We start from the raw sequence: 24,843 nt of genomic DNA, 5'->3' as shown, positions 1-24,843 counted from the left end.
GCAAGGCGCAAGCCGCGCGCCCGGCCTGCACGGCGCGGCCTAGAACCAGCGCTGCCGCCAGTAGAACGGCGCCGGGACCGGGTTGCCCGCGGCATCGGTCGCCGGGCGGAAGCGCAACCGTTCGGTCACCAGGCGGCAGGTGATCCGGTCTGCCTCCGGGTCGGGGCTGGGGCGATAGACGGTGCAGTTGGAGGCCCGGCCGTCGGTGCCCACGATCACCCGCACGATCACCTCGGTCCCGCGCCGCGCGGCGCGCCCGCCCTCGGGCACCGGGTAATCGCGCGCGTCGTCGATCCCGCCCGAAACGTGGACGGGCTTGTTCACCGCGCCGCCCCCCGCGCCGCCGCCGCCCTGCCCGCTGCCCGTGCCGGTGCCCGTGCCGCCCGCGCCGGTGCCCTCGCCGCGCTCGCGCGCGCCCGAGCTCGCTGCCGTGCCGGTGGAGGATGCCTGCGGCACCGGCACCGGGGGCTGGACCCGCACCGGCGGTTCGGGCGCGGTCACTTCGCGCGGTGTCGCCTCGCGCCCTTCCTCCCCCGCGGCGCCGGGATCGGGCTCCGGCTCGGGATCGGGCAGTTCCTCGGGCGGGGTGGTCACGGTGACGGTGATCGCCTCCATCACCTCGCGCTCGACCGAGCCGGTGAAGTCGGGGGCAAAGGCCTTGGCGAGGCCATAGACGGCGAGAACGTGCAGCAGCGCGACCAGCGCCAGCGTGCCCAGGCGCGGCCTGCGCCGCGCCGATGCGAACCCGCCGCGGCCGCGTGCCTGCTGCGCCCCCTGCCGATCTGCCATAGTGCGGATCACCTCCCACCATGCGAAATCCGCGCGCCCCCCGCGCGGTTCCCGCACGCGATAGCGCCAGGTCCGCGTGCGCCGGACAAGAAAAAACGGCGGCGCCCCCAGGGGACGCCGCCGTCTTTCGTGTCGGCGCGCGGCGGTTTCCCGCCGCGGCCGGCGATCAGTAGCCGATGATGAGCGAGATGCTGCCCGCGCGCGGCGCGCCGATCTGCGCGAACGGCGTGTTGTCCAGCGAACCGCCGAAGTAGCCGACGTAGCGTTCGTCGAACAGGTTCGTCATGTTCACCTGGATCGCCGCGTTCTGGCCGACGCCGATTTCACCGAGGTCGTAGCGCAGGTCGAGATCGACCAGCGTGTAGGACGGCACGGTGTCGACGTTCAGGTCGTTGATGTAGCGCTTGCCGGTGTACTTCACCTGCGCGCCCAGTTCGAGCGCGCCGAAGGCGACCTGGCCACGCGCGCCGACCGTGTACTTCGGCGAGCCGCTCTCGCGCTTGCCGGCCGTCGGGAGGAAGTAGTCCTCGCCGATGTTGGCCGCCGTGCAGCCGTATTCGGCCGGGGTCGGGTCGCCGTCGTCGAGGTAGCACTGGCCACCGACCACGTCGTCCTTGATTTCCGATTCGCTGATCGAACCGAAGACGTAGAGCAGCGTGTTCGGCGTCGGGTTCCAAGCGATCGAGCCGTCGAGGCCGTACTTGTCGACCCGGCCGAGGTTACGGAACAGCGTTTCTTCCAGCACCGGATCGTAGGCCGAGGCCAGGCGGTTGTTGTACCGGGTGTACCAGCCGGCCAGCTGCGCGGTGACATTGCCGAAGCCGAAGCGCACGCCCAGGTCGAAGCTGTCGGTGGTTTCGGGAACCGGCTGCGAGTCGCGCACGTCGGCGAGGAACAGCGAGTCATAGAGCGGGTCGGTCCCCGGGACCGAGATGCCCTTCGCATAGTTCGCGAAGACCGAGGCCGCACCGAAATCGTAGGTCAGGCCGACGTTGGGCAGGAACTTGTCGTACTTGTAAGTGCGTTCCTGCGGCGGAGCGGCGTTCGGATTGGCCGCCTCGTAGGCGGTCGTGTCCTGGTCGCCCAGGCAATCGACGTAGCCCGAAGCCGAGGTGGTGTAGCAGTACTGGTTCAGTTCGCGCTTGAAGAACGGCACGCGCAGGCCGGCGACGACGGTCATCGCGCCGAACATGCCGCGGTACTCACCCGAAACCTGGTTCAGGATGGCGTAGGACAGGCGGTTGCGCTTGTTCAGTTCGAAACCGTCCGCGGTCAGCAGCGGGTCGTTGATCGGGAAAACGTCCGGAATGTCGCCATTGATGTCCGCCATAGAGGTCTGACCGGTCTGCCGGTGACGCGCATGGTCGAGCGTATAGGCAAGGCGAACGCGGTGATCGGGATTGATGTCGTAGATCAGGTTCGCGATCACACCGTAGCGGCGCGTCTGCGTCTGGCTGGGATCGAAACCGCTGACTTCGTCCAGCATGTCGCCGTCACCGTTGAGGTCGCGACCGTAGTAGTAGCGCCCGCCGATGAAGCCGGTGTATTCGACCCCGTTGATCGTACGCGTGCCTTCGAGCAGCTCTTCGTTGCCGCCGCCATTCGCCTTGACGTACTGGAAGCTCGGATCGACCGTCAGGATCAGGCCGTCGCTGAGCGTGAAGCGCGACGAGCCGCGGATGTTGCCGGTGTTCGACGGGTTGAAGCGACGATCGAATTCGGCGCCGCAGCCGTTCACGCCATCGGGATCGATGTAGTTGCCGTCCCCATCCTGGTTGGCCGGATCGGCAAGGTCGGCGGGCGTTTCGAACACGCCGGGCACGCTGGCCACGGTGCAGGGATAGTTGATTTCGTAGAACCGGTCGCTGCCGGGCCGGCTGGTCACCAGCTCCTTGAGCGCCAGGACGTTCTGCGAACCGAAGAAGTTGTTGCGGTTCTGGTTGTAGTGGCCGGCGATCGAGACGAAGTCGCCGTTGGCACCCAGTTCCTGGTAGATCCGGCCGTTATACTGCTGCTTGCGGACCTTGCCGTAGTTGTTGAACGGGTTGTCGTAGGTCGTCCACGACGCCGAGGCGAAGGCGCGGGTGCCGAAACCGGTGAAGTCGCCGGTGTCGACCATGCCGAAGGCGCGAACATAGGGGCGATCGCCCGATGCTTCGGCCAGGACGTTGCCGTACGTGGCCGAGGCGACCACGCCGAAAGTCTCGGACGGGACGCGGGTGCGCAGGTTCACGGTGCCGCCGGCGGCCGAGGCCGTCGGGCTGTCGACGTCGGTCACGCCGAGGTTGACGTTGACCTGTTCCAGCACCTCGGGATCGACCTGCTGGTTGGTGTAGAGGGCGTAGTTGCCCGAATCGTTCAGCGGGATGCCGTCCACCGTCTGCGACACGCGATCGGCGCCGAAGCCGCGGATGGTGAAGCCACCGCCGCCCGAACCCCAGGGGTCGTTGTTCTGGAAGCTGACGCCGGGCACCAGGTTGATGATGTCGTTCACCGTCTGGCCGGGGCGCTGGCGGCGGATGACTTCGTCGGTGAGGACTTGCTTCGCCTTCGGCGTATCGGGGATATCGACACCGCCGACATCGGTCGCGCGCGAACCGGTGACGATGATGATTTCCTCGTCTTCGAAATCGACGGAGCCGGTCGACTGCGCGTGGGCCACGCTCGGCATGAGGGCCGAGGCGGACAGGCTGACGACGCTGGCGGCTAGGAGATACTTGAGCTTCATTTACGATCCCTTCGGTGAGGCTCGGTTGGGCAGGTGAAAGTGGCTGCCGGCCCGATAGTTGCGAACCGCGACGCTAGGAAGTCGGATTTGTTACCGGAAAGTGACAGTTCCCGCGAAACTCGCACGGCATCTGTGGCCGCTCGGCATCAGCCCCGGATTTCCGCGGGTTTCGGGCTGTTGCTGCAATGCAACATTGCGCGAAAAAACTGGCCCGGGCCCGCTTGCGGGCGCGATTCAGGCGAGATTGATCTCGCGCAGGCGCTGCATCAGGAAGTCGTGACTCGAGATCGGCTCGGGGTGATCGCCCGGCGCATCGGGGTCGATGCAGCTTTCCAGCGTCTCGATCGTGAAGTCGGGCCGGAAGTGGAGGAAGAACGGCATCGAATAGCGCGAGCGATAGGCCGCCTCGCCCCGCGGGTTGACCACGCGGTGGGTGGTCGAACGCAGCTTCCCGTTGGTCAGGCGTTCGAGCATGTCGCCGATGTTCACCACCAGCGCCCCTTCGGGCACGTCGATCGCCTTCCACTCGCCGCCCGCGGTCAGCAGTTCGAGCCCCGCCTCCTCCGCGCCGAGCAGCAGGGTGATCGTGTTGATGTCGCCATGCGCGGCCGCGCGGATCGCGCCTTCGGCATCGGCCCCGGTCAGCGGCGGATAGTGGAGCAGGCGCATGACCGAGTTGCCGTCCTCCACCGTCGGCGCGAACCAGGTCCGCTCCAGCCCCAGGTGCAGCGCGATCGCTTCCAGCACGCGGCCGCCGGCCTGTTCGAACGCGGCATAGAGCGCCTCGAACGTCTCGCGAAAGCCGTCGATCTCCGCCGGCCAGATATTGGGCGCCATGAATTCGGACAGCGGGTGCCCTTCGGGCAAGCTGCGCCCGACGTGCCAGAATTCCTTGAGGTCGTGGACTTCGGCGTCCTTCGCCTTCTCGGTGCCGAAGGGGGTATAGCCGCGCGCGCCGCCGCCACCGGGAACGTGATAGGCGCGCTTGACCGCGTCGGGCAGGGCGAAGAACGCCTTCGACAGGTCTTCCGCCCGCGCGATCAGGTCCGCCGGGATGCCGTGGTCACGGATCACCGCGAAACCGTATTCCTCGAAACTGCGGCCGATTTCTTCCGAGACTTCGGACAGCGGGCGGGCGATGGAAACGGATGCGATGTCGGACATGGGCGGAACTCTAGCGGGCTTTGAGGGGCGGGCGTTCAATAGGGCAGGAACAGGCCGGCCAGCGCCGCGCTCATCAGGTTGGCGAGGCTGCCCGCGGCGAGCGCGCGCAGACCGAGCCTGGCGATGACGGGGCGCTGATTCGGTGCAAGCCCGCCCGTAACCGCCATCTGGATGGCAATCGAGGAAAAATTGGCGAAGCCGCACAGCGCGAAGGTCACGATCGCGCGGCTGCGATCGGTCAGCATATCGATCTGGCCCAGTTCGATGAAGGCGACGAATTCGTTGAGCACGATCTTGGTTCCGAACAGGCCGCCGGCCACGCCCGCTTCCTCCCACGGGACGCCGATCAGGAACATGACCGGCGAGAACAGCCAGCCCAGCGCCATCTGGAACGACAACTCGGGCATCCCGAACCATCCGCCGACCGCGCCCAGCAGGCCGTTTGCGAGCGCCACGAGCGCAACGAAGGCGAGGACCATCGCGCCCACCGCCACGGCCAGCTTGACGCCGGTCTGCGCGCCCTGGGCCGCCGCCTCGATCACGTTGGCGGGGCGCTGGCCTTCCTCGAACGTCTCGGCCACTTCGACTTCGTGCGCCTTGCCCCCTTCGGTGATCGCGGCCGGGCCTTCGGCGCTGATCCGTGTGCGCGGCAGGGCGATCTCGCCTTCGGCCTCGGGCGAAGCCTCGTCCTCGTCGGGCATGATGATCTTGGCCATCAGGATGCCGCCCGGGGCCGACATGAACGCGGCGGCGAGCAGGAATGGCAGGTACTCCGCGCCCAGCAGCCCGGCATAGGCGGCCAGGATCGTTCCCGCGACGCCGGCCATGCCCACGCTCATCAGCGTGAACAGGCGGCTGGGGGCGAGCGCGGCGAGATAGGGGCGCACGACCAGCGGGCTTTCGCTCTGCCCGACGAAGATATTGGCCGCCGCGCCCAGCGATTCGACCCGGCTGATGCCCGTGACCCAGGCGATCGCCCCGCCCACCCAGCGCACGACGCGCTGCATGATGCCGAGGTAATAGAGGATCGAGACGAGCGAGGCGAAGAACACGATCACCGGCAGGGCGCCGAGCGCGAAAGTGTTGGCCAGCGGGTTGTCGGCCCCGAACAGGAAGGCCGTGCCGGCATCGGCGTAGGACAGGAGCGCCGCGACCCCGTCGCTCATCGCGCGGATCGTCGCCCGGCCCCAGGGCGTGCGCAGGACGAGGAAGGCGAGCAGCGCCTGGAGCGCGAAGGCGGCGATGACGATCCGCAACCTTATCCGCCGCCGCGCGGTGGAAAGCAGGACGGCGATCGCCAGGATCGCGACGATCCCGAGCAGGCTGGCAACGACTGGGTGCATAAAAGTGAGAATCCGAATTGCGCGCGATGGGGCAGGCCCTCTCTTGCCTGCCGCGCATCCACAGTCAAACGCCGGTAGCCGGTTGGCCACGCTTCCCTTTTCGCGCGCCAGCCCATAATCCGGGGCGATGAACGACACGCCTGCCAGCCACCCGACCGCGCCTTCGCTGCCCCGTTCACTGTTCGTCTTCGCCCTCCTCTACGGCGGGATGACCGTGCTCGCCGGGTTCCTGGCGGTGAAGCAGGTCATGCTCTGGCCCACCGCGCTGGGGGTGGAGGCGGGGATCTTCGCCTTCCTGGTCCTGGTCGTCCTGTCCAGCGCGACGGCCCAGATCCACGGCTCGGCGGCGGCCAACCGGCTGGTGGTCTGGGGTTTCCTGCCGCTGGCGGTGTCGATCGTCCTGATCCTGCTGGTCCTGCGCCTGCCGGCCGATCCGGCGATGTGGCCCGAAGGGCTCGAGGCATTCCAGCTGATCCATGCCACGACCCCGCGAATCATGGCCGCCGGGCCGGTCGCCTATCTCGTCTCGCTGCTGCTCAATGTCTGGATCTTCTCGCGCCTGCGCGGCGCCGGTGCCGACGACGGCAAGGGCGCGCGGGGCAGTATCGGCCTGATGATCCGCGGCGCGATCGCCTCCGCGCTCAGCCAGGCGATCGATTCGGTGATCTTCATCACCCTCGCCTTCGGCGGGGAGCGCGAGATCGGCTCGCTGATCGCCGGACAGGCCCTGGCCAAGATCGTCCTCTCGCTGGTGCTCGTGCCCTTCCTGATCGCCTTCGCGGTCCGGATCGCGCAGCGGCTCGACCGTCCGGCCTGACCCGCCTAGGCCTGACCCGCCCAGGCCTGACCCGCCCCGGCCCGAACCTTCCGCTGCACGCGCGGCGGGCGGCGGCTATCGCGGCCCGGCGGCGTCCAGCAGGTCCATGAAATTGCGCGCGGCCTCGCGCTCGCCCTCGTCCTCGAACGCGACGTCGAGATCAGGCGCGGCGCCCAGCATGTGGAGAAGGGCCCAGAGCGCGAAGCGCTTGCCCGGATCACGCTCCAGCCCCAGGTCCACCTGGCACCGCTCGATCCCCGCGGCCAGGGCCTCGGGCCGCACCGCGGCAAGGTCGTCGGCCGCGAAATAGCGGCGCAGGAGATCGTCGAATTCCATGACGTGCGCGGGCTTAGGGCCCGGCGGCACGGCCGGCAAGCGGCGCGAGTGGCGGCGACGGAAAGCGGCGATCGGGGGGAAATCGCCTGGCAGGGGTGACAGGATTCGAACCCGTGGCCCTCGGTTTTGGAGACCGATGCTCTACCAACTGAGCTACACCCCTGCAGGCGGAGCCGCCCTCTAGAGCCAAGCACGCCCCTTGGCAAGGCGGCGCGAACGCGGGCCGGCAGCGGCCCTGCCCGCGCGCGGGCACCCGCCGCCGCCCCTGTTCACCCGCGGCGGCCGGGGCTAAGGCCGCCCCCATGCACGCGCCCGCGCAAGGCCCGATCCCGTCCGAGATGCTGTTGCACGCCTATCGCAACGGCATTTTCCCGATGGCCGACGGGCGCGACGATGCCGAGCTGTTCTGGGTCGAGCCGCGGCAGCGGGCGATCATCCCGCTCGACGGTTTTCGCTGCACCCGATCGCTGCGCAAGGTCCTGCGGCGCGACCGGTTCGAAGTCACCTGCAACCGCGCCTTCGGCGATGTCCTGCGCGCCTGCGCCGCCCCGCGCGACGACGGGGGCGGGACGTGGATCAGCCGCCGGATCGAAAGCAGTTTCCTCGCGCTCAATCGCGAAGGCCATGCCCACTCGATCGAATGCTGGCGCGACGGCGCGCTCGTGGGCGGCCTCTACGGCCTGGCGGTGGATCGGGCCTTCTGCGGCGAATCGATGTTCAGCCGGGCCGACAATGCATCGAAGGTGGCGCTGGCCTGGCTCGTCGCGCTGATGCAGCGGGCCGGCTTCGCGCTGCTCGATTGCCAGTTCATGACCGAACACCTCGCCTCGCTGGGCGCGGTGGAAATTCCGCAGGCGCACTATCGCGCATTGCTGGAAAGCGCCCGCGGACGGCCCGGGCTGGCCTTGCCCGAAGCCTATGCCGCGTTGCTGGCGGAGGCGGGATCTTCCTCGCCCGGGAAGCTCATCGCGCAGTCTTTCACCCAGACATCGTAGATCGGGTGCTCGACGACGTTGCGGCTGGGCGAATTGCGGAACAGCCAGCCGGAAAAGACCTTGTCCCAGCGCCCCTCGCCCTCGGCCGCGTTATCGCGCACGAGGACCTGGACGAACGCCCCGGTTTCGCGCGGCATTTCCCACGGCGCGGTCCGCTCGCACGCGGCGAGGCGCACGATCACATTGCCCACGCGGCGCGATTCGCCGGGCGTCATCTCGAGGTCCTGCGACAGGTTGTTGCGCTTGTTCAGCAGGCCGAGCGTGGCCACGCGCTCTTCCATCGGCGTCGCCTCGACCTCGCCCGCCGCGCTCTCGGATGCGGCGTCGTCGCTCGCCCCAAGGGCGGGCGCGGCATCGCCCGCGGCGCCTGTTGCCGCGCCATCGCCAGCCTGGGCTTCGGTTTCGGGGGCTCCGGTTCCGGCGGCTTCGGTTTCGGGGGCGTCGGATTCGGACGCTCCGGGGGAGCAGCCGGCCAGGGCCACGGCACCGGCCAGCAGCCCGGCGAGGACGCGCATGTTCAACTGTCCGGCGACCACGCTTCGTAATCGCCTGTCGCCGCCGCCCGGCGGCCGCCGCGCTGCAGCGCCCCTTGCGGGAGGTAGGCCCCCTGGGTGCCGGTGGCATTGGGGGTGAAGTCGGCTTCCCAGATCCGCGCCGGGGGCAGGTGGCTTTCGGGCACGTCGTCGAACGCCCCATGCAGCCAGCCGTGCCATTCGGACGGCACCCGGCTGGCGTCGTTCGCGCCTTCGTAGATCACCCAGCGCCGCTCGCGCCCGTCGGCCGACTTGCGGCGCGAGCGGTAATAGCGGTTGCCCTGCGCGTCGGTGCCCACATGTTCCCCGTGGCGCCAGCTGTGCAGCAGCGTGCCGATGGTCGCGCCATCCCACCAGGTGAAGATCTTGGCCAGGAATTTCATGAAGCGGGCGGTTAGCCGATTCGGCCCGCGCGGCCAAGCGCCCAATCGACCGGCCGGTGCATTATCGCGCGCGTGCTGCCCCGTGGACCGGCCATTCGACCCGGTCGCCCGGGCCGATGCCCAGTTCGGCCGCGCGCCCGCCGCGCAGTTCCAGCACGGCCGCGGTCGGCCCCGCGGCGACCACCGGGTCGAGCGAATAGGGCACGGTCTCGGCCGCGATATTGATGATCCGCCCGTCCGGGCCGATGAAGATGATGTCCAGCGGCAGGGGCGTGTTCTTCATCCAGAAGCTGGCGATGTCGGGCGGGTCGCGCGGGAACAGCATCCCCTCGTTCTCGCCCAGCTGGGTGCGGAACATCAGGCCCTGGGCCTGATCGCGCGGGGTGCGCGCGACCTCGACCGCGAACCTGTGCCGCCCCGTCCCGGTCGCGACCTCCAGCTCGACGATCTCCAGGCCCGAGACCGGGTGGCGCAGCACCTCGTGGCGCTCGCCGGGCGCAGCGGTCGCCGCCGCTGCCCCGCCGGCCCCGGCCTGGGGCGAACAGGCGGCGGCCAGCGCCAGGAAAATAACGGCTGTCGTGCGGCGCATGGGCGGTCCCCTGTCGGTCGGTCGGCGCAAGTGTACGCGGTCAGTCGGTGCAGTCAGTCGGTGCAGTCAGTCGGCGCAATCAGTCGTGCGGGGCTTCGGCGGCCCATTCCTCCGCCTCGCCCACGCTGGCCGCCATGATTACCGCGCGGGCCTGTTCGAATCCATGGCCCGCGCGCACCATCGCGGCAATCTGTTTCTCGCACCGTTCGCGGTCGGGCGGTTCCGGTGCGAACGGGCCAAAGCGCCGCTTGCGCGCCAGCCGCAGGGCCGCGGCCCGGCGCGCGCCCTCGCCCGGGCCCACCGCCTCGCGCAGCGCCCCCCCGATCCCCGCGCCGCGCAGCGTCTCGTCGATCCGCCGCGCGCCATAGCCGCGCCGCAGCAGCCCTTCCGCCCGGCTGCGGGCATAGCTTTCGTCGTCGATATAGCCGCGATCGGCAAAGCGCGCGGCGATCGCTGCGGGATCGGGCGGGCTTTCGCCTTCCCATCCCCGTTCGCGCAGCTTGCGCGCGAGATAGCCCTCCAGCTTGCCCGTGCTGGTGGCGAAGCGCGCGACGTAGGCGAGCGCCAGTTCCTCCAGCCGCGCGGCATCGAGCGGCCTCGGCTGGCGGCGCGTTCGCCGCTTGTTCATGCTGTGGTCGGCCATGCGGCCTTATTCGTGCCACACTCGTTGGGAAATGGGAAAGTTTGAAACGTCGCCGGGCACGGGATAAAGAGCGTCGCTTATAGGGGACAATGCACGCGCCATGTTGCGCGCAAATGACGGGTAACGCCTCCAGACATGACAGAAACCAACCTGATTCCGACCCCGAATGACTGCGCGCTGCCGCGCCGGCGGTCGGACTTTGCGACCTTCAGCGAAGCGATCGATTACGCGGCGCGGAGCGAGAAGGGGCTCAATTTCCACGACATGCGCGGAACGCTGGAGCGCCCCTATCCCTATCGCGAGATGCGGCAGGATGCGCTGGCCATGGCCCACCGGCTGGTCGCCGCGGGGATCGGCAGGGAAGACCGCGTCGCCCTGATCGCGGAGACGGGGCCCGAGTTCGCGGCCCTGTTCTGCGCCTGCGTCTATGCCGGGGCCTGGCCCGTCCCCCTGCCCCTGCCGACCAGCTTCGGCGGCAAGGAAAGCTATATCGACCAGCTCGCGGTCCAGCTCGAAAGCTGCGATCCCAAGGTGCTGATCTACCCGCCCGAGATCGCCGACATGGCGCAGGCGGCCGCCCGGCGCCAGGGGTGCGAGGGCACCGACTGGGACAGCTTCGCCGCGCGCGAGGCGCCCGAATGCCCGCTGCCCGAGGCGAAGCCCGACGATATCTGCTATCTCCAGTACTCGTCCGGCTCGACCCGCTTCCCCACCGGGGTCGCGGTCACGCACGAGGCGTTGCTGCACAACCTGTTCGGCCATGCCACGGCGGTGGACCTGGGCGTCAACGACCGGGTCGTCTCGTGGCTGCCGTGGTATCACGACATGGGCCTCGTCGGCTGCTTCCTCTCGCCGATCGCCAACCAGGCCTCGGTCGATTACCTGAAGACCGAGCATTTCGCGCGCCGCCCGCTCGCCTGGCTCGACCTGATCAGCCGCAACCAGGGCAATACCCTGTCCTATTCCCCCACCTTCGGGTACGACATCTGCGCCCGCCGCATTTCCAGCCAGAGCAGCGTCGCCGAACGCTTCGACCTCTCGCGCTGGCGCACCGCGGGCAACGGGGCCGACATGATCCGCCCCGACGTGATGCAGAACTTCGTCAACGCCTTCGCCGATGCCGGCTTCAGCGCCAGCGCCTTCACCCCGTCCTACGGCCTGGCGGAAGCGACCCTGGCGGTCACCGTCATGCCCCCGGGCGAGGGGATCCGCGTCGAGCTGGTCGAGGAAGAGCGGCTTTCGGGCACCCGGGCCGATTTCTCCCGCCCGGCGCGCTACCGCGCGATCGTCAACTGCGGCAAGCCGCTGCCTGGCATGGAAGTGGAAATCCGCGGGGAGGACGGGAAGCCCAAGGGCGATCACAAGATCGGCAAGGTCTGGTGCCGCGGCAAGAGCGTGATGCATTCCTATTTCCGCAACGAGGAAGCGACCACCGATTGCCTGGTCGCCAAGGAAAACGGGGACGTCTGGCTCGACACCGGCGACATGGGCTACATGGCCAATGGCTACCTGTTCATCGTCGGCCGGGCGAAGGACATGATCATCATCAACGGCAAGAACCACTGGCCGCAGGATATCGAGTGGGCGGTGGAACAGCTTCCCGGCTTCAACCACGGCGACATCGCCGCTTTCGCGGTCGAGACCGAGAACGGCGAGGAAGCGCCCGCCGTCCTGGTCCATTGCCGTGTGTCCGACCCGGAAGAGCGCGTGCGCCTGCACGAACAGATCCGCGACAAGGTCCGCTCCATCACCGGGATGAACTGCGTGGTCGAACTGGTCCCGCCGCGCACGCTGCCCCGCACCAGCTCGGGCAAGCTCAGCCGGGCCAAGGCGAAGAAGCTCTACCTCGCCGGGGAAATCCAGCCGCTGCCGCTGATGCAGGCCGCCTGACCCGGCCGGTCGGGCCCGCGGGCCCCGCGCCGCCCGGCCCTGTCGCGGCTTACTGCGTTGCCTCGTCCCCCCAGGCGAGGCGCAGCGCCCCGCCCGCATCGCCCAGGCGCACCCGCGCGCCCTGTTCGGCCAGGAGGGCGCGAACCGCCTCTGCCTCGGCCTCGGGCCCGGAAACGACCAGCGGCCGGCCGAGGCGCTTCGCGCTCCAGCCGGCGAGGGCGATCGCCTCGCGCGCGGGCTCGTCGGGCTCTTCCCCCGCAAAGGCGACCTGCGGCAGGTCGGAGACCGGCGGCACCAGCTCGATCCGCCATTCCGGCTCGGTCGCGGCAATCCGCTGTTCGAGCGCGGCATAGGCCGCCAGGCCCGCGCCCGGCAGCGGCTCGGCCCGCACCAGCGCGCGGCGCCGCTGCCGGTCGAGCAGGACCTCGTCCTCGCTCGTGCCCGCGGCGACGGCCAGGCGGGCGGCGAGATCGTCCAGCCGGTCGCGCGCGGCCTCTTCCTCGGCCGCCTTGGCGGAGGCGAGCTGCGCCTCCTCCGCGCTCTGCTCGTCGCGCACGAGGAACTGCTTGAGCTGCACGTCGACCGGCGTGCCGAGCGCGCGGGCCAGGCTCTCCTCGGCGCGCACTTCGGCATCGGGTTGCAGGCTGGTCGTCCAGACGAAGGCGGAAACCCGCATCGGGTCGGTATCGAACTCGATCTCCGGCTGCGACAGGCGCGCCGCGCTGCCGAAGTTTTCCGCCAGCTCGGTCCGCACCTGCCGCGCAGCCGCCGCTTCCCACGCGATCTGGCGCAGCGAGAGGCCCAGCGGCACGACCAGCGCGACGAAGACCGCGCCGAGGACGAAGTTCTGCCAGCGCGATTGCCGCTCGGTCAGGGTGACGCTGAAGCCATAGAGGCGCGCCATCGCCCAGACGGTGAGCGCGATCGTGACGAAGTTCGTGATATAGAGCAGCAGCGCGCCCCAGAAGACCGTCCAGTTCGCGGTCGCGAGGCCGAAGCCGACCACCGCCAGCGGCGGCATGAGGGCTGTGGCGATGGCGACGCCGACGATCGTCCCCTCGCGCCCGCGGATCATCGCGTAGGCACCGGCGAGCGCGGAGAACAGCGCCACCAGCAGGTCGAACAGGCTCGGCCGCGTACGCGAGGCGATCTCGGGCGTGATGTCCTGCAACGGCGACATGAACACGATCAGCGCGCAGAGACCCACCGCCATCGCCGTGCCCCAGGCGAGCGAGCGGGCCGACTGGCGCAGCCAGCGATAGTCGCCGATCGCCAGGGCGAAGCCGAGCCCCATGATCGGGTCCATCAGCGGGGATAGCAGCATGGCCCCGATCACCACGGCGGGCGAGGACAGCAGGAGGCCGAGGATCGCGATCCCGGCCGACATCGCGGTCATGAACAGGTAGCGGGAAGAGAGCGCGCATTCCTTGCGCCGGCGCTCTATGACTTCGCCCTGGTGGACCGTTTCGACCACCATTTCGCGCCACCAGCGGCGGAAGCTCACCACCACTCGCAGGAACGACCACTGCGGGCGTCGCACCGCCGCCGCGGCCGCCGCGGCCGGGCTGCGCCCCGTGTCGCCGCCCCCTGTTTCCTCGCTGTCCATTCGCCGGCTTTAGCGCTTGCCATGCGCGGAAAAAAGCCGACATTCGCGCCAGACGCCGCGGGCGCAATTGTTGAAATTCGTGTCTTAGGACATTAATACACCAGGCAGAGGGCCGCCCGGCGCGGCCGCGAGGAGCGAAAAAGCAGGTATGGCCACCAATCAGACCGCCACGGCGAGCGAGACCGATCTGGAACTGACCCCGCCCGACCCGGTGCCGCAGGTCGCGCCGGAAAAGGCCGCGGGCCTGGTGCCGGTGAGCGAGGAGAAGAAATCGAAGCTGGACGAGAAAGTCGACGAATTCGTCGCCGATCTCGTCGCGGTCGATGCCAATTCGCCCGAGTTCGGCCAGAAGGTGGACCAGATCACCAACATGGGCCGCAAGGAGATCATGGCCGCCTCGCAGCATTCCAACCGCTTCCTCGACCGGCCGATCCGCGCGATGGACAAGGACGAGGGGGTCGGCGCCAACCTGGCCGAACTGCGCCGGACGGTGGAGGAACTGGACCCATCGCGCCGCGGCAAGCTGACCGGCCCGAAGAAGCTGCTGGGCATCATCCCCTTCGGCAACAAGCTCAACGACTATTTCCGCAGCTACCAGAGCGCGCAGACCCATATCCAGCAGATCCTCGACAAGCTTTCCAACGGCAAGGACGAGCTGCTGATGGACAATGCCGCGATCGACGTGGAACGGGCCAAGCTGTGGGAAGCGATGGGCAACCTGGAGCAGATGATCCACATCTCGCGCTCGCTCGACCAGCGGCTGGAGGACAAGGCGGCGGAACTCGACGCGACCGATCCGGCCAAGGCCAAGGCGATCCGCGAGACCGCGCTCTTCTACGTCCGCCAGCGCACCCAGGACCTGCTGACCCAGATGGCGGTGAGCGTCCAGGGCTACCTCGCGCTCGACCTGGTGAAGAAGAACAACGTCGAGCTGGTGAAAGGGGTCGATCGCGCCAGCACGACCACGGTCGGCGCGCTGCGCACCGCGGTGACGGTGAGCGAGGCGATGACCAACCAGCGGCTGGTGCTGCAACAGATTTCGGCGCTCAACGACACGACCGCCGGGATCATCGATTCGACCAGCACGATGCTGCGCGACCAGACCGGCAAGATCCACGAACAGGCCGCGTCGAGCACGATCCCGCTCGAAACGCTCCAGCGCGCGTTCCAGAACATCTACGACACGATGGACGAAGTGGACCAGTTCAAGCTGCGCGCGCTCGATTCGATGAAACAGACGGTGACCGTGCTGAGCGACGAGGTCGAGAAGTCGAAAGGCTATATCGCGCGCGCCGAAGGCCAGGCCCAGGCCCAGGCCAAGATCGGTTCGGAGCCTTCGCTCCTGGCGCTGGAAAGCTAGGCGGCGCATGGCGGACACGACACGCGAAAGCGACGCGATCCTCGCCGATGCGCGCCGGTCGCTGGCGGAAAACCGCGCCGGGGGATATCACCGCCGCGCCTCGATCGGGCGCGGGTCGGCAGCGCTGAAGACGCGCCACCTGGTGGGCAAGATCAAGCGGATCGTCCTGGCCGTGGGCGCGATCGTCGCCGCGGCGATGGTCGCCGGGCTGATCGTCGACGGGATCGGCTTTGCCGGGATCATGATCACGTTCCTCGCGATCGTGGTCGCGGTCGGCGTCTTCGCCGCCTTTCCCCGGATCAAGGTCCCCCGCCGGGCGGAGCTGAACAAGGGCAACGCGCGTGACCTCGTCGGGCGGACCGAGCTGTGGCTGGAACACCAGCGCCCGGCCCTGCCCCCGCCGGCGGCGAAGATCGTCGACGATCTCGGCGTCCAGCTCGACGCGCTCGGCCTCCAGCTCGAAACCGTGGACCAGGAACATCCCGCCGTGCGCGAGGTGCGCCAGCTGGTCGGCGAGCACTTGCCCGAGATGATCGATTCCTATCGCAAGGTGCCCGCGCACTTGCGCGGCGAACGGCGCGCCGGGGCCACGCCCGACGAGCAGCTGGCCGAAGGGCTGGGCCGGATCAGCCGCGAGATCGATTCGGTCACCCGCCAGCTGGCCGACGGCGCGCTGGACGACCTGGCGGTGCGCCACCGCTTCCTCGATTACCGGTACGGCGACGGCGCCGGAAAGGACGAAAACTGATGCGGGTCGCGATTCCCCACGACCTTCCGCGCGAAACGGTGCGCGAAAGGATGCAGCGGCGCAGCCACGAGATCGGCGACCATATCCCGGGCGGCATGGCCGATGTCACGACCGCCTGGCCGAGCGAGAACCGCATGACCATGCGGATCAGCGCGATGGGCCAGGCGCTCGACGGGCGGGTCGATATCGAGGAAGGCGAACTGGTGTTCGAAATCGACCTGCCGCCCGCGCTCGGCTTTCTCGAACCGATGATCGCCGGCGCCGTCCGCCAGCAGGGCCAGAAACTGATCGGCAAGGCCTGAAGGGCCGGGCGAGCGGCAGGCGAGCGACAGGCAGGCGAGCGGAAGGACCGGGCGAACGGCGCCGGTCGTCCCGCGCGCGGGCTAGCCCGTCGTTCGCGGGCCCGCCGCCAGGCGCGCGCCGGCAAGGACGATCGAGATCCGCCGGTTGCGCGGGTCCTGCGGGTTGTCCTGCACCAGCGGTTCGCGGTCGGCCACCCCCTCGATCCGGCGGAACCGCCCTTCGCCGATGGCATTGCGCATCAGCGCCTGGCGCGTCGCCTCCGCCCGGCCTGCCGAAAGCGACCAGTTGTTCGATTGCGCCCCGCTGCGCCACGGCAGGGCATCGGTGTGCCCGCGAATGGTCAGATCGCCCGGCTCGGGCCGCAGGGCCTCGGCAATCGCGTCGAGCAGCTTGCGCGCATCGGGGGTGAGCACGGTGGTGCCGAGCACGAACATCGAGAAATCGGCATCGTCCACCAGGTCGATCCGCACCCCCTCGGTCGTATCGACCATCCGCACCTGCCGCAGCAGGCGGCGCAGGCGGCGATCGTTCTGCACTTCGGCCTCGACCCGCTCGCGCATCCGGCGCACGCGGTCGAGCGCTTCCTTCTGCCCGCCGGTCGCGTCGCGCGGCACGGTCAACGGCCGCTGCCCGGTCTGGGCCGCGCGCTGGGGATAGTTGTCGGGATCGACCAGCGAGGCCCCGCCCAGCAAACCGTCCGAACCCGCGCTCTGCTCCTTCAGCTTGACCAGGGTGGGGGTGAAGTAGTCGGCCAGTCCCTTGCGCTGCGCCTCGGTGGTGGACCCGAGCAGCCACAGCAGGAGGAAGAAGGCCATCATCGCGGTCACGAAGTCGGCATAGGCGACCTTCCACGCGCCGCCGTGGTGCCCCCCGCCCTCGACGACGGTGACTTTCTTGACAATGATCGGCGCCGGGTCGTTGCGCCCTGCCCCGCCGGCGGCGGGCATTACCGCCCCCTCAGGCTGTCGAGCAGCTCGGACAGGCCCGGGCGGAAGGCATGGCCCAGCCCCGAGCGCGCGCTTTCCACCACCAGCGGCTGCGGATAGCCGTTGAGCGAGGCGATCATCACCTGCTTCACCGCGTGGAAGATCTGTTCGTCCTGGTCGATGATCTGCTTCAGCCGGCTCGCCAGCGGGCCGACCACGCCATAGGCCAGCAGCACACCGAGGAACGTGCCGACGAGCGCGGAACCGATCATCCCGCCCAGCACCGAAGGCGGCTGGTCGATCGATCCCATCGTCTTGACCACGCCCAGCACGGCCGCGACGATGCCCAGCGCGGGCAGCGCGTCGGCCAGCGATTGCAGCGCGTGCTGCGGTTCGCGCATTTCGTGGAACTGCGTCTTCATCGCGTTGTCCATCACGTCTTCCACCGCGTGGGTTTCCAGCGTGCCCGAGGACACGACCAGCAGGGTCAGCGTGTCGCAGATCAGCGCGATCAGCGGGCCATTTGCCAGCAGGTTCGGATACTCGGCGAAAATCTCCGATTCCTGCGGGTTCTCGACATGGCTTTCGAGCGCGATCGGCCCCTCCGTCCGCATCAGCTTCATCAGCCGCGTGGTCAGCGCGATCGCGTCGATATGGTCCTGCCGCGAATGGCGCGGCCCCTTGAAGATCTTGATGAACGAACTGCCGATCGCCTTCAGCTCGTGCAGCGAATTGCCCGCGATCATCGCGCCGACCGCCGCGCCGCCGATGATCATCATCTCCAGCGGGACGGCCGCCATCACGGGGCCAAGCGCGCCGCCGGTGAGGGCGAACCCGCCGAACACCATGACCAGCAGGACGACGATACCGATTGCAGCGTACATCTGTCTTGAACCCCTGTTAAACGTCTTGTCAGCGCATCATGTCGAACAGCGACAGCCCGGCCAGCCGCACGAAGCTCGCCTGGCTCGCCTCGAGCACGGTGCTGATTTCCTGGAGGCGGGTCATCGTCACCGCGATGTCTGCCCCGCCCACGGCAAGCTGTTCGTCCGCCACCCGCTCGGACTGCGCGATCCGGCGATCGTCCATCACCTCGACCCAGCCCAGGCGGGCGCCGACCACGGTCTGCGCGGTGGTGACTTTCTCCAGCCCCGCCGCCAGCCCGCCCAGCGCGTCGCGACTGGCCTCGGCCGGGTCGCCCGCCGCGCGCAGACCGGTGGCAAGGTCGCCGAGGACCGCGAAGATATCGGTCGGCGTGCCGTCCACTTCGAAGGCGAAGACTTCCGGCCCGGTCAGTCCGGGGACGACCGACTGGCCATCGCCCAGGTCCATCGCCTCGCGGCTGCCGGTGCCGACATAAGCGACACCGCCGGCGTCGCGTTCGTAGGCCACGCCGCTCGCCTGTCCGCCGAACAGCGCGTGGCCCGCGCTGTTGCGTCCGTTGGCGATCAGCAGCGCGGCGTCCTGCAGGCTGTCGATCTCGGTCGCGATCGCTTCGCGCTGTTCGGCGCTCAGCGTCTCGCTGGCCGCGTGGGTCGCCAGTTCCTGCGCGCGGATCACGAGATTGGCGAGCGAGCCGAGCGCATCGTCGGCCATGGCGAGATCGTTCGTCGCCACGTCCGAATTGCGCTGGTCGATATCCGAAAGGCGCTCCGCCCGCTCGAGCGTGCGCAGGCGCGCCGCGGCGACCGGATCGTCCGACGAGCGGGTCAGCCGCTGGCCGGTGCCGACCTGCTGCTGAAGCTTCTCGGCCTCGGCCCGCAGCACGCCGATCTGGCGGCCGGCGCGGTCGTAGAAGGCGGATGTGCTGAGATTGATCATCGCGTCACCTCAGGCCCACGATCGTGTCGAAGACGTCGCTGGCGACCTGCATCGCCCGGCCGGAGGCCTGGAACGCCTGCTGGAACCGCATCAGGTTGGCCGCCTCGGTATCGAGGTCGACCCCCGCCTGCTGCTCCAGCGAAATGCGCGCGGAAGCGGCGATCGCATCGAGCGCGTCGCGCGTGACCGTGCGGCCGGAAACCGCGCTGGACACGTCGAACAGCAGCCCGTTGGCCGATCCGGCGACATCCGCCCCGTCCAGCGCCTGGCGCAGCGCGGCGAGGTTCGAGCCGTCGATGCTGCCTGCCGGAGAGCCGGCGGGGGCAGTGGCGATCGCGCTGCCCTGGGTCGCGACGACGCGGATCCCGGCCGCGCCGCTGCCGGCGAAGATCGGCTGGCCCGGGCTGCCGTCGAAGGCGACGCCGTTGGCCTGGGCCGCGTTGACGGCGCCGGCGATCTGGTCGGCCAGGACATCGAGCCGACCCTGCACGTCGCGCGCGGATTCGAGCGCCAGCGCGGCCCCGGCGAGCGATCCGCCGCGCGGCGCGATCGGCGCGCCGCCAACCTGGAACGCGATCGTCCCGTCGCCGGCCGTGGTCATGGCCAGCGCGGCCGACTGCCCGCCGCTGACGAGCGTTTCCCCGCCGGTCGCCACGGTCACCGTGCCGTCGGCCGCGAAAGTGGTCGAGATATCGACGATCCCGCTCATCTTCTCCAGCAGGGTATCGCGCTGGTCGAGCAGGGTCGCGCGGTCGCTGCTGCCCTCGCTCGCCCGCGCCAGGCGCAGGTTCACGCGGGCAAGTTCCTCGCCGAAGACATTGGCCTGTTCGACCGAGGCGGCCGCATCGAACCGCAGGCCCTCGCCCGCGGCACCGAGCGAATCGACCGCGATGTTGAACTTGTTGGCCAGGGTATCGGCCCCGGCGAGGACCGCCGCGCGAAGCGACGGATTGCCCGGGTCGGCCGAAAGCTGCTGCAGCGCGGCCTCGAACTCGACGATCGAATCGTAGACGCCCGACTGCTCGACCGCGGCCTCGATATTCTCCAGCCCGCCCAGCTCGGTATTGGCGCGGGCGAGGTCGCTGCCCGTGCGCCGCACCTCGGCCTGGCGGAACATGTCGGCGTTGCGGTCGATCCCCGAAACGCGCGCGCCCGATAGCGAGATGTCGCCCAGCCGGTTCTGCCCGCCGGCCGCGGAAACTTCCGAGATGGAAACCGAGCGGCGGACGTAGCCCTCGCTCGATGCGTTGGCGATGTTCTGCGCCGTCACGTCGAGCGCGGCGCGGGCCGCGCGAGCGCCGCTGGCGGCGATCGAGAGCAAGTCGGACGCCATGGCTCAGCCCTCCCCCGGTCCGACGAAGCGCGCGAGCTGCGCCTCGATCGTCGCGGCGAGGCCCAGCGACCCGGTGCCGGCGGCCAGTTCCGCGAAGCGCGCGTCGCGCATCTCGCGGAAGGTCTCCTCCCCGCTGCTGCCGAACAGGTCCTCCCCGCCGAAATCGGTCTTGTCCGCGGCGGCGAGCATCTGGCGCACGAAGATCGCCTCGAACTGGCGGGCCGCCTCGGCCAGCCGCTCGCGCTCGGTCCCGCCCGGCGCACTGGCCGAAACGATCGCCGGGTTGGCCTGCGAAAGGGTAATCGCGTCGGTCATATCACCACCATCTCCGCCTTGAGCGAGCCGGCCTGCTTCAGCGCCTCGAGGATCGCCACGAGGTCCGACGGCGAAAGGCCCAGCATGTTCAGCCCGTCGACCAGTTCGGCCAGCGAGGCACCCGGCTGCAGCATCGCGATCCGGTCGCCTTCCTCGTAGGCGTCGATCGTGCTGTCGTGTTCGAGAGCGGTCTCGCCGTCGCTGAAAGGGCCGGGCTGGACGATCGTGGGGTTCTCGTCGATCCGCACGACCAGGCTGCCGTGGCTGATCGCGGCGGGCGCGAGGCGCACCGCGCTGGAGATCACCACCGTTCCGGTGCGGCTGTTGACGATGACCCGCGCGGCCGCTTCGGCCGGGTCGATGTCCAGCATCTCGATATCGGCCATGATGCCGGCCCGCTCGTTGGCGCCGTAGGGCAGCCGCAGGGCCAGGGTCACGCCGTCTTCGACCCGGGCCATGCCCGGATAGCGCGCGTTGATCGCGTCGCGCACGCGCGTCGCGGTGAGGAAATCGGCCTGGTAGAGGTTCCAGCGCAGCACGTCGGACGTCTCGAACCCGGTCGCCACCGCGCGCTCGACGCTGGCCCCGTCGGGGATGCGGCCCACAGTCGGCACGTTGACCGTCAGGCGCGAGCCGTCGGCCCCGGAAACGCCCAGCCCGCCGACCGCAAGGTTGCCCTGGGCCATGGCGTAGATCTGCCCGTCCGCGCCGTAGAGCGCGGTGAGGATCAGCGCCCCGCCGCGCAGCGACTTGGCCTTGCCGATCGCCGAAACGGTCACGTCCACCCGCTGGCCCGGCTTGGCGAAAGCCGGCAGGTCAGCCGTCACCATGACCGCGGCGGCGTTCTTCAGCGCCGGGTTGACCCCGGGCGGCAGTTGCAGCCCGAACCGGTCCGACACCCCGCGCATGGCCTGGGTGACATAGGCGAAGTTGTCGTCGCCCGTGCCATCCAGGCCCACGACGATGCCATAGCCGGTCAGCTGGTTGGAACGGACCGACTGGAATGTGCCCAGGTCGCGCACCCGCTCGGCCGAGGCCGGGGCGGCGAAGAGGGCGGCGAGTGCCGCGAGGGCGAGGAAGATGATCCTGGTCATGGCGCGCCTCAGAACGGGGTGACGAAATTGAAGAACTTCGACAGCCAGCCTTCGCGGCTGGCGCGCTGGACCGCGCCTTTCCCGGCATAGGTGATCCGTGCGTCGGCGATCCGGTGCGAGGGGATGCGGTTGTCCTGGTCGATGTCCGACAGGCGGACGATGCCCGACAGCTGGACCCATTCCTCGCCCTGGCTCAGTTCCATGACTTTCTCGCCCCGGACCAGCGCGGTGCCATTGGGGCGGACTTCGGCGATGGTCACGGTGATGTCCCCCCTGAAAACGCTGGTCTGCGAGGCGTCGCCCTTGCCCTTGAACGACGACTGGCCCGAAGAATTAAGCACGTTCGGGTCGAACGAGAGCGGGCCCGTGCTCGGCGGTGTCAGCGAGAAACCGCCGTCGCGCCGGGTATTGCTGCTGGCCGACTTGCTGGTCTGCGTGCGTTCCATCAGCACCACGGTGACGAGGTCGCCGACCCGGCTGGCGCGGTTGCCGTTGTAAAGCGGGGTGAAACCGGCCGTCGGCTGGAAGATCGCGCCATTGGCGCTCGCTGCGGGCACCGGCGCGGGCGCCGGCGGCAGGGCGGCCTGGAAACCCACGGCACGCTCGCCCCCGCAGGCGGCGAGCATGAGCGCGCAGGCGGCAAGCGGGGCGGAGCGCAGGGCAGTTCGGGCAAAGGCGTAAGTCATCGGGCCCCTCACAGCGTCTGGTTGGCGTTGCGAAGCATCTCGTCCACCGACGAGACCATCTTCGAATTGATTTCGTAGGCGCGCTGGCACTCGATCATGTCGACCAGCTCCTCGACGATGTTGACGTTCGATGCCTCCAGCATTCCCTGGCGCACGTTGCCGCGGCCCAGTTCGCCGCCCGGCCCCAGCTGCGCCGCGCCGCTGGCGGCGGTTTCGACCAGGAAGTTGTCGCCGATCGCGCGCAGGCCGCCCGGGTTGGCGAAGCTGGCGACCTGGATCTGGCCCAGCTCGGCCGGTTCGGCCTCGCCGTCGATCGCGGCCGAAACGATGCCGTCGGGTGAAACCGCGATCGAGGTCGCGCCCTCGGGGATCGTGATCGCCGGCTGGACGACGTAGCCCTGCTGCGTCACCAGCTGCCCTTCGGCCGAGCGGGTGAAATTCCCCGCCCGGGTATAGCCGAGCTGCCCGCCGGGCAGCTCGACCTGGAAATAGCCGTCGCCGTCGAGCGCAAGGTCCAGCGCATTGCCGGTGGTGTTGAGCGCGCCCTGGGTCACGATCTGGCTGGTGGACTGGACCGCCACGCCGGTGCCGAGGTTGAGCCCGGTGGCATAAGCGGTCTCGCCCGAGGAACGCTGCCCGGCGACGCGCGCGTCCTGGTAGGCGAGCGTGGCGAAATTGGCGCGGTCCTTCTTGAACCCGGTGGTGCCGACGTTGGCGAGGTTGTTGGCGATCACGCGCATCCGCGTGTCCTGCGCCTCGAGCCCGGTGCGGGCGACCTGGAGAGCGGAAGTGGGCATTGGCTGTTCCTTTCGTCAGCTCGTGTCTTGTCGCGGGCGATCAGCCCAGGCGCATCAGCTGCGCGCCCGACTGGTCGCAGTCGCGCGCGGTTGCGATCAGCTTGCTGCGCATGTCGAACAGGCGCTGGGCATCGATCATCTCGACCAGCACCTCGGTGGGTTTGACGTTGGACTGTTCCAGCGCGCCGGTGATCACCTGCGCCTCCGCATCGGCCGGGAGCACGCCCCCGCCCTGGACCCGGAAAAGCCCGTCGAGGCCCTTGGCGATCGGGCTGCCCTGCCACCCGGCAAGCTTGATCTGCCCGACTTCGAGCGGCGGCTGGTCGGGCGCGGCGGGATCGGTCACGCTGACCATCCCGTCGGGCGCGATCGCCACGCGCGAACCCAGCGGCACGGTGATCGGGCCGGCATCGCCGATGACCGGGCGCCCCTCGCCGTTGACGAGCGCGCCGGTCGGCGAAACCGACAGGTCGGCGCGCCGCGTATAGGCCTCCGTCCCGTCCATCGCCTGGACCGCCATCATGGCCTCGCCCTGGATGAACAGGTCCAGTTCGTTCCCGGTGCGGACCATCTCGCCCGCTTCCATCGTCGCGCCGCGCACTTCGGCGCGCTGCATGGCCCGCACGTCCAGCGTCTGGCCGTCGATGGTCACCGGGCGCTGATCGATCAGCTCCGCGCGGAAGCCCACCGTCTGGGCGTTCGCCATGTTGCTGGCGATCACCCGCTGGCGCTCCATCGAGGCGTTCATGCCGCTCAGCGCGGTATAGATCAGGCGGTCCATCGGGTTCCTCCATTCAGGAAAGGCGGATCACGGCGCGCGCTGCCACCGGTCAGCTGCGCAGGTTGATCACGGTCTGCGAGATCTGGGTCGCGGTATCGATCGCCTTGGCATTGGCCTGGAAGTTGCGCTGCGCGGTGATCAGGCCGACCAGTTCCTCGGCAATGTCCACGTTCGACCGCTCGATCGCGCCCGACATCAGCGAACCGTACTGGCCCGAGCCCGGCGAACCGTATTTCGCCTCGCCCGAGATGCCGGTCGATTCCCAGTTGGACGAGCCGACCTGCTTCAGCCCGGTCGGGGTGGTGAACGATGCCAGGGCGACGGAGCCGACCGCCTCGGTCGTGCCGTCGGCATAGGAGGCGGAAACCAGCCCGTCGTTGCCGACCACGACGCCGACGAATTCCGCGCCGTCGGCATTGGCGGTCGGGATCCGCGCATCGACCGGGGTCGTGCCGGTGATATTGCCGTCGGCATCGGTCGGGTAGACCTGCAGGCGGTTGGGCCCGCCGTCGGTGACGAAGCCCGCCTCGTCCACGCCGAACGCGCCGTTGCGGGTATAGAGCGTGTTGCCGCTATCGACCGAGCGGACCGCGAAGAAGCCGTCGCCGGTGATCGCGAGATCCAGCGAGCCGCCGGTCTGCTCGATCGGACCGAGGCCGAAGTTCTGCGTGATCGCCTCGACCGTCGCGCCGATGCCCTTGATCATGCGCGGGTCGGTCTGGGCCGATCCGGCGACGATGTCGGCGAACTGCGTGCTGCCCTTCTTGAAACCGTTGGTTTCGACGTTGGCGATGTTGTGGGCGATGACGCCCAGATCGGTCTGCGAATTCTTCAGGCCGTTAAGCGAGGTGTAGAAAGACATC

Annotated in this window: 26 protein-coding genes and 1 tRNA gene; 6 read left to right on the top strand and 21 right to left on the bottom strand. The window is 69.2% G+C overall.

What is annotated here, in order from left to right; translation table 11 throughout:
• Positions 1–39: 39 nt before the first annotated feature.
• The 4 genes from GRI72_RS12715 to GRI72_RS12700 all read right to left on the bottom strand — a co-directional run bounded on the left by GRI72_RS12715 (position 40) and on the right by GRI72_RS12700 (position 6,024).
• A complete protein-coding gene (locus tag GRI72_RS12715) occupies positions 40–789 on the bottom strand; it encodes a TonB family protein (RefSeq protein WP_160734305.1) in 750 nt (249 codons plus the stop codon).
• 166 nt (positions 790–955) lie between these two features.
• On the bottom strand, positions 956–3,517 hold the full coding sequence (locus tag GRI72_RS12710; RefSeq protein WP_160734304.1) for a TonB-dependent receptor: 2,562 nt from the start codon (positions 3,515–3,517) through the stop codon (positions 956–958).
• Between the two features lie 234 nt (positions 3,518–3,751).
• Positions 3,752–4,681, bottom strand: a complete 930-nt coding sequence (locus tag GRI72_RS12705; RefSeq protein WP_160734303.1) for an isopenicillin N synthase family dioxygenase — start codon at positions 4,679–4,681, stop codon at positions 3,752–3,754.
• Between the two features lie 35 nt (positions 4,682–4,716).
• Positions 4,717–6,024 carry a NupC/NupG family nucleoside CNT transporter gene (locus tag GRI72_RS12700; protein ID WP_160734302.1) on the bottom strand — a complete coding sequence of 436 codons (1,308 nt, stop codon included), beginning with the start codon at positions 6,022–6,024 and terminating at the stop codon, positions 4,717–4,719.
• A gap of 127 nt (positions 6,025–6,151) precedes the next feature.
• Here GRI72_RS12700 and GRI72_RS12695 point away from each other — a divergent pair, with 127 nt between their 5' ends.
• Entirely contained in the window at positions 6,152–6,841 is a 690-nt protein-coding gene (locus GRI72_RS12695; protein ID WP_160734301.1) for a queuosine precursor transporter, read from the top strand.
• Positions 6,842–6,916: 75 nt separating this feature from the next.
• Here the strand turns inward: GRI72_RS12695 and GRI72_RS12690 are convergent, their stop codons facing one another.
• Positions 6,917–7,177, bottom strand: coding sequence for a hypothetical protein (locus GRI72_RS12690; protein WP_160734300.1), 261 nt, complete (start codon positions 7,175–7,177; stop codon positions 6,917–6,919).
• An 87-nt stretch (positions 7,178–7,264) separates the two neighbouring features.
• A tRNA-Trp gene (locus GRI72_RS12685) sits at positions 7,265–7,340 on the bottom strand.
• A 139-nt stretch (positions 7,341–7,479) separates the two neighbouring features.
• Here GRI72_RS12685 and aat point away from each other — a divergent pair.
• Positions 7,480–8,172: a leucyl/phenylalanyl-tRNA--protein transferase gene (gene aat / locus GRI72_RS12680; protein ID WP_160734299.1), complete on the top strand. Its 693-nt coding sequence runs from the start codon at positions 7,480–7,482 to the stop codon at positions 8,170–8,172.
• Here the strand turns inward: aat and GRI72_RS14610 are convergent.
• The 4 genes from GRI72_RS14610 to GRI72_RS12660 all read right to left on the bottom strand — a co-directional run bounded on the left by GRI72_RS14610 (position 8,094) and on the right by GRI72_RS12660 (position 10,320).
• Positions 8,094–8,687 (bottom strand): DUF2155 domain-containing protein, encoded by a 594-nt coding sequence (locus GRI72_RS14610; protein WP_202389113.1) that lies wholly within the window; start codon positions 8,685–8,687, stop codon positions 8,094–8,096. The genes aat and GRI72_RS14610 overlap by 79 nt on opposite strands.
• A gap of 2 nt (positions 8,688–8,689) precedes the next feature.
• On the bottom strand, positions 8,690–9,088 hold the full coding sequence (locus tag GRI72_RS12670) for an NADH:ubiquinone oxidoreductase subunit NDUFA12 (RefSeq protein ID WP_160734298.1): 399 nt from the start codon (positions 9,086–9,088) through the stop codon (positions 8,690–8,692).
• Between the two features lie 61 nt (positions 9,089–9,149).
• On the bottom strand, positions 9,150–9,677 hold the full coding sequence (locus tag GRI72_RS12665) for a DUF192 domain-containing protein (protein WP_160734297.1): 528 nt from the start codon (positions 9,675–9,677) through the stop codon (positions 9,150–9,152).
• A gap of 79 nt (positions 9,678–9,756) precedes the next feature.
• A complete protein-coding gene (locus GRI72_RS12660) occupies positions 9,757–10,320 on the bottom strand; it encodes a regulatory protein RecX (RefSeq protein WP_160734296.1) in 564 nt (187 codons plus the stop codon).
• A gap of 135 nt (positions 10,321–10,455) precedes the next feature.
• On the opposite strand from GRI72_RS12660, the gene GRI72_RS12655 reads away from it, so the two are divergent.
• Complete coding sequence (locus GRI72_RS12655; RefSeq protein ID WP_160734295.1) at positions 10,456–12,210, top strand: fatty acyl-AMP ligase; 1,755 nt, start codon at positions 10,456–10,458, stop codon at positions 12,208–12,210.
• 49 nt (positions 12,211–12,259) lie between these two features.
• Here the strand turns inward: GRI72_RS12655 and GRI72_RS12650 are convergent, their stop codons facing one another.
• Positions 12,260–13,816, bottom strand: a complete 1,557-nt coding sequence (locus GRI72_RS12650; RefSeq protein ID WP_160734294.1) for a TIGR00341 family protein — start codon at positions 13,814–13,816, stop codon at positions 12,260–12,262.
• Positions 13,817–13,964: 148 nt separating this feature from the next.
• On the opposite strand from GRI72_RS12650, the gene GRI72_RS12645 reads away from it, so the two are divergent.
• Genes GRI72_RS12645 through GRI72_RS12635 form a run of 3 tightly spaced genes read left to right on the top strand, consistent with a single transcriptional unit; the run spans position 13,965 to position 16,226 of the window.
• Complete coding sequence (locus GRI72_RS12645) at positions 13,965–15,176, top strand: toxic anion resistance protein (protein WP_160734293.1); 1,212 nt, start codon at positions 13,965–13,967, stop codon at positions 15,174–15,176.
• Positions 15,177–15,183: 7 nt separating this feature from the next.
• Complete coding sequence (locus GRI72_RS12640) at positions 15,184–15,924, top strand: hypothetical protein (RefSeq protein WP_160734292.1); 741 nt, start codon at positions 15,184–15,186, stop codon at positions 15,922–15,924.
• A complete protein-coding gene (locus GRI72_RS12635) occupies positions 15,924–16,226 on the top strand; it encodes a polyhydroxyalkanoic acid system family protein (protein ID WP_160734291.1) in 303 nt (100 codons plus the stop codon). Before GRI72_RS12640 ends, GRI72_RS12635 begins: the two co-directional genes overlap by 1 nt.
• An 81-nt stretch (positions 16,227–16,307) precedes the next feature.
• On the opposite strand, the gene GRI72_RS12630 is transcribed toward GRI72_RS12635, so the two are convergent.
• From GRI72_RS12630 to GRI72_RS12585, 10 genes are read right to left on the bottom strand one after another with little or no spacing between them, the layout of a single operon-like run.
• The gene (locus GRI72_RS12630) at positions 16,308–17,174 is read right to left on the bottom strand and encodes a flagellar motor protein MotB (protein ID WP_160734290.1); all 867 of its coding nucleotides are present in this window, start codon (positions 17,172–17,174) and stop codon (positions 16,308–16,310) included.
• Positions 17,174–18,037 carry a flagellar motor stator protein MotA gene (motA, locus tag GRI72_RS12625; RefSeq protein ID WP_160734289.1) on the bottom strand — a complete coding sequence of 288 codons (864 nt, stop codon included), beginning with the start codon at positions 18,035–18,037 and terminating at the stop codon, positions 17,174–17,176. Before motA ends, GRI72_RS12630 begins: the two co-directional genes overlap by 1 nt.
• A gap of 28 nt (positions 18,038–18,065) precedes the next feature.
• A complete protein-coding gene (locus GRI72_RS12620) occupies positions 18,066–18,974 on the bottom strand; it encodes a flagellin N-terminal helical domain-containing protein (protein ID WP_160734288.1) in 909 nt (302 codons plus the stop codon).
• 4 nt (positions 18,975–18,978) lie between these two features.
• The gene (flgK, locus tag GRI72_RS12615; protein ID WP_160734287.1) at positions 18,979–20,307 is read right to left on the bottom strand and encodes a flagellar hook-associated protein FlgK; all 1,329 of its coding nucleotides are present in this window, start codon (positions 20,305–20,307) and stop codon (positions 18,979–18,981) included.
• 3 nt (positions 20,308–20,310) lie between these two features.
• A complete protein-coding gene (locus GRI72_RS12610; protein WP_160734286.1) occupies positions 20,311–20,622 on the bottom strand; it encodes a rod-binding protein in 312 nt (103 codons plus the stop codon).
• Complete coding sequence (locus GRI72_RS12605) at positions 20,619–21,716, bottom strand: flagellar basal body P-ring protein FlgI (protein ID WP_160734285.1); 1,098 nt, start codon at positions 21,714–21,716, stop codon at positions 20,619–20,621. The genes GRI72_RS12610 and GRI72_RS12605 overlap by 4 nt, the downstream gene beginning before the upstream one ends.
• 8 nt (positions 21,717–21,724) lie before the next feature.
• Positions 21,725–22,402, bottom strand: coding sequence for a flagellar basal body L-ring protein FlgH (locus tag GRI72_RS12600; protein WP_160734284.1), 678 nt, complete (start codon positions 22,400–22,402; stop codon positions 21,725–21,727).
• Positions 22,403–22,410: 8 nt separating this feature from the next.
• Positions 22,411–23,199 (bottom strand): flagellar basal-body rod protein FlgG, encoded by a 789-nt coding sequence (gene flgG / locus GRI72_RS12595; RefSeq protein ID WP_160734283.1) that lies wholly within the window; start codon positions 23,197–23,199, stop codon positions 22,411–22,413.
• Positions 23,200–23,239: 40 nt separating this feature from the next.
• Complete coding sequence (locus tag GRI72_RS12590; RefSeq protein ID WP_160734282.1) at positions 23,240–23,980, bottom strand: flagellar basal body rod protein FlgF; 741 nt, start codon at positions 23,978–23,980, stop codon at positions 23,240–23,242.
• Between the two features lie 49 nt (positions 23,981–24,029).
• A complete protein-coding gene (locus GRI72_RS12585; protein WP_160734281.1) occupies positions 24,030–24,842 on the bottom strand; it encodes a flagellar hook-basal body complex protein in 813 nt (270 codons plus the stop codon).
• Position 24,843 lies beyond the last annotated feature (1 nt).

It is taken from the genome of Pelagerythrobacter marinus, assembly GCF_009827515.1.
GTDB lineage: Bacteria > Pseudomonadota > Alphaproteobacteria > Sphingomonadales > Sphingomonadaceae > Pelagerythrobacter > Pelagerythrobacter marinus.
Note: the sequence above shows the minus strand (reverse complement) of the source record. Positions and strands in the feature narration are given on the sequence as shown.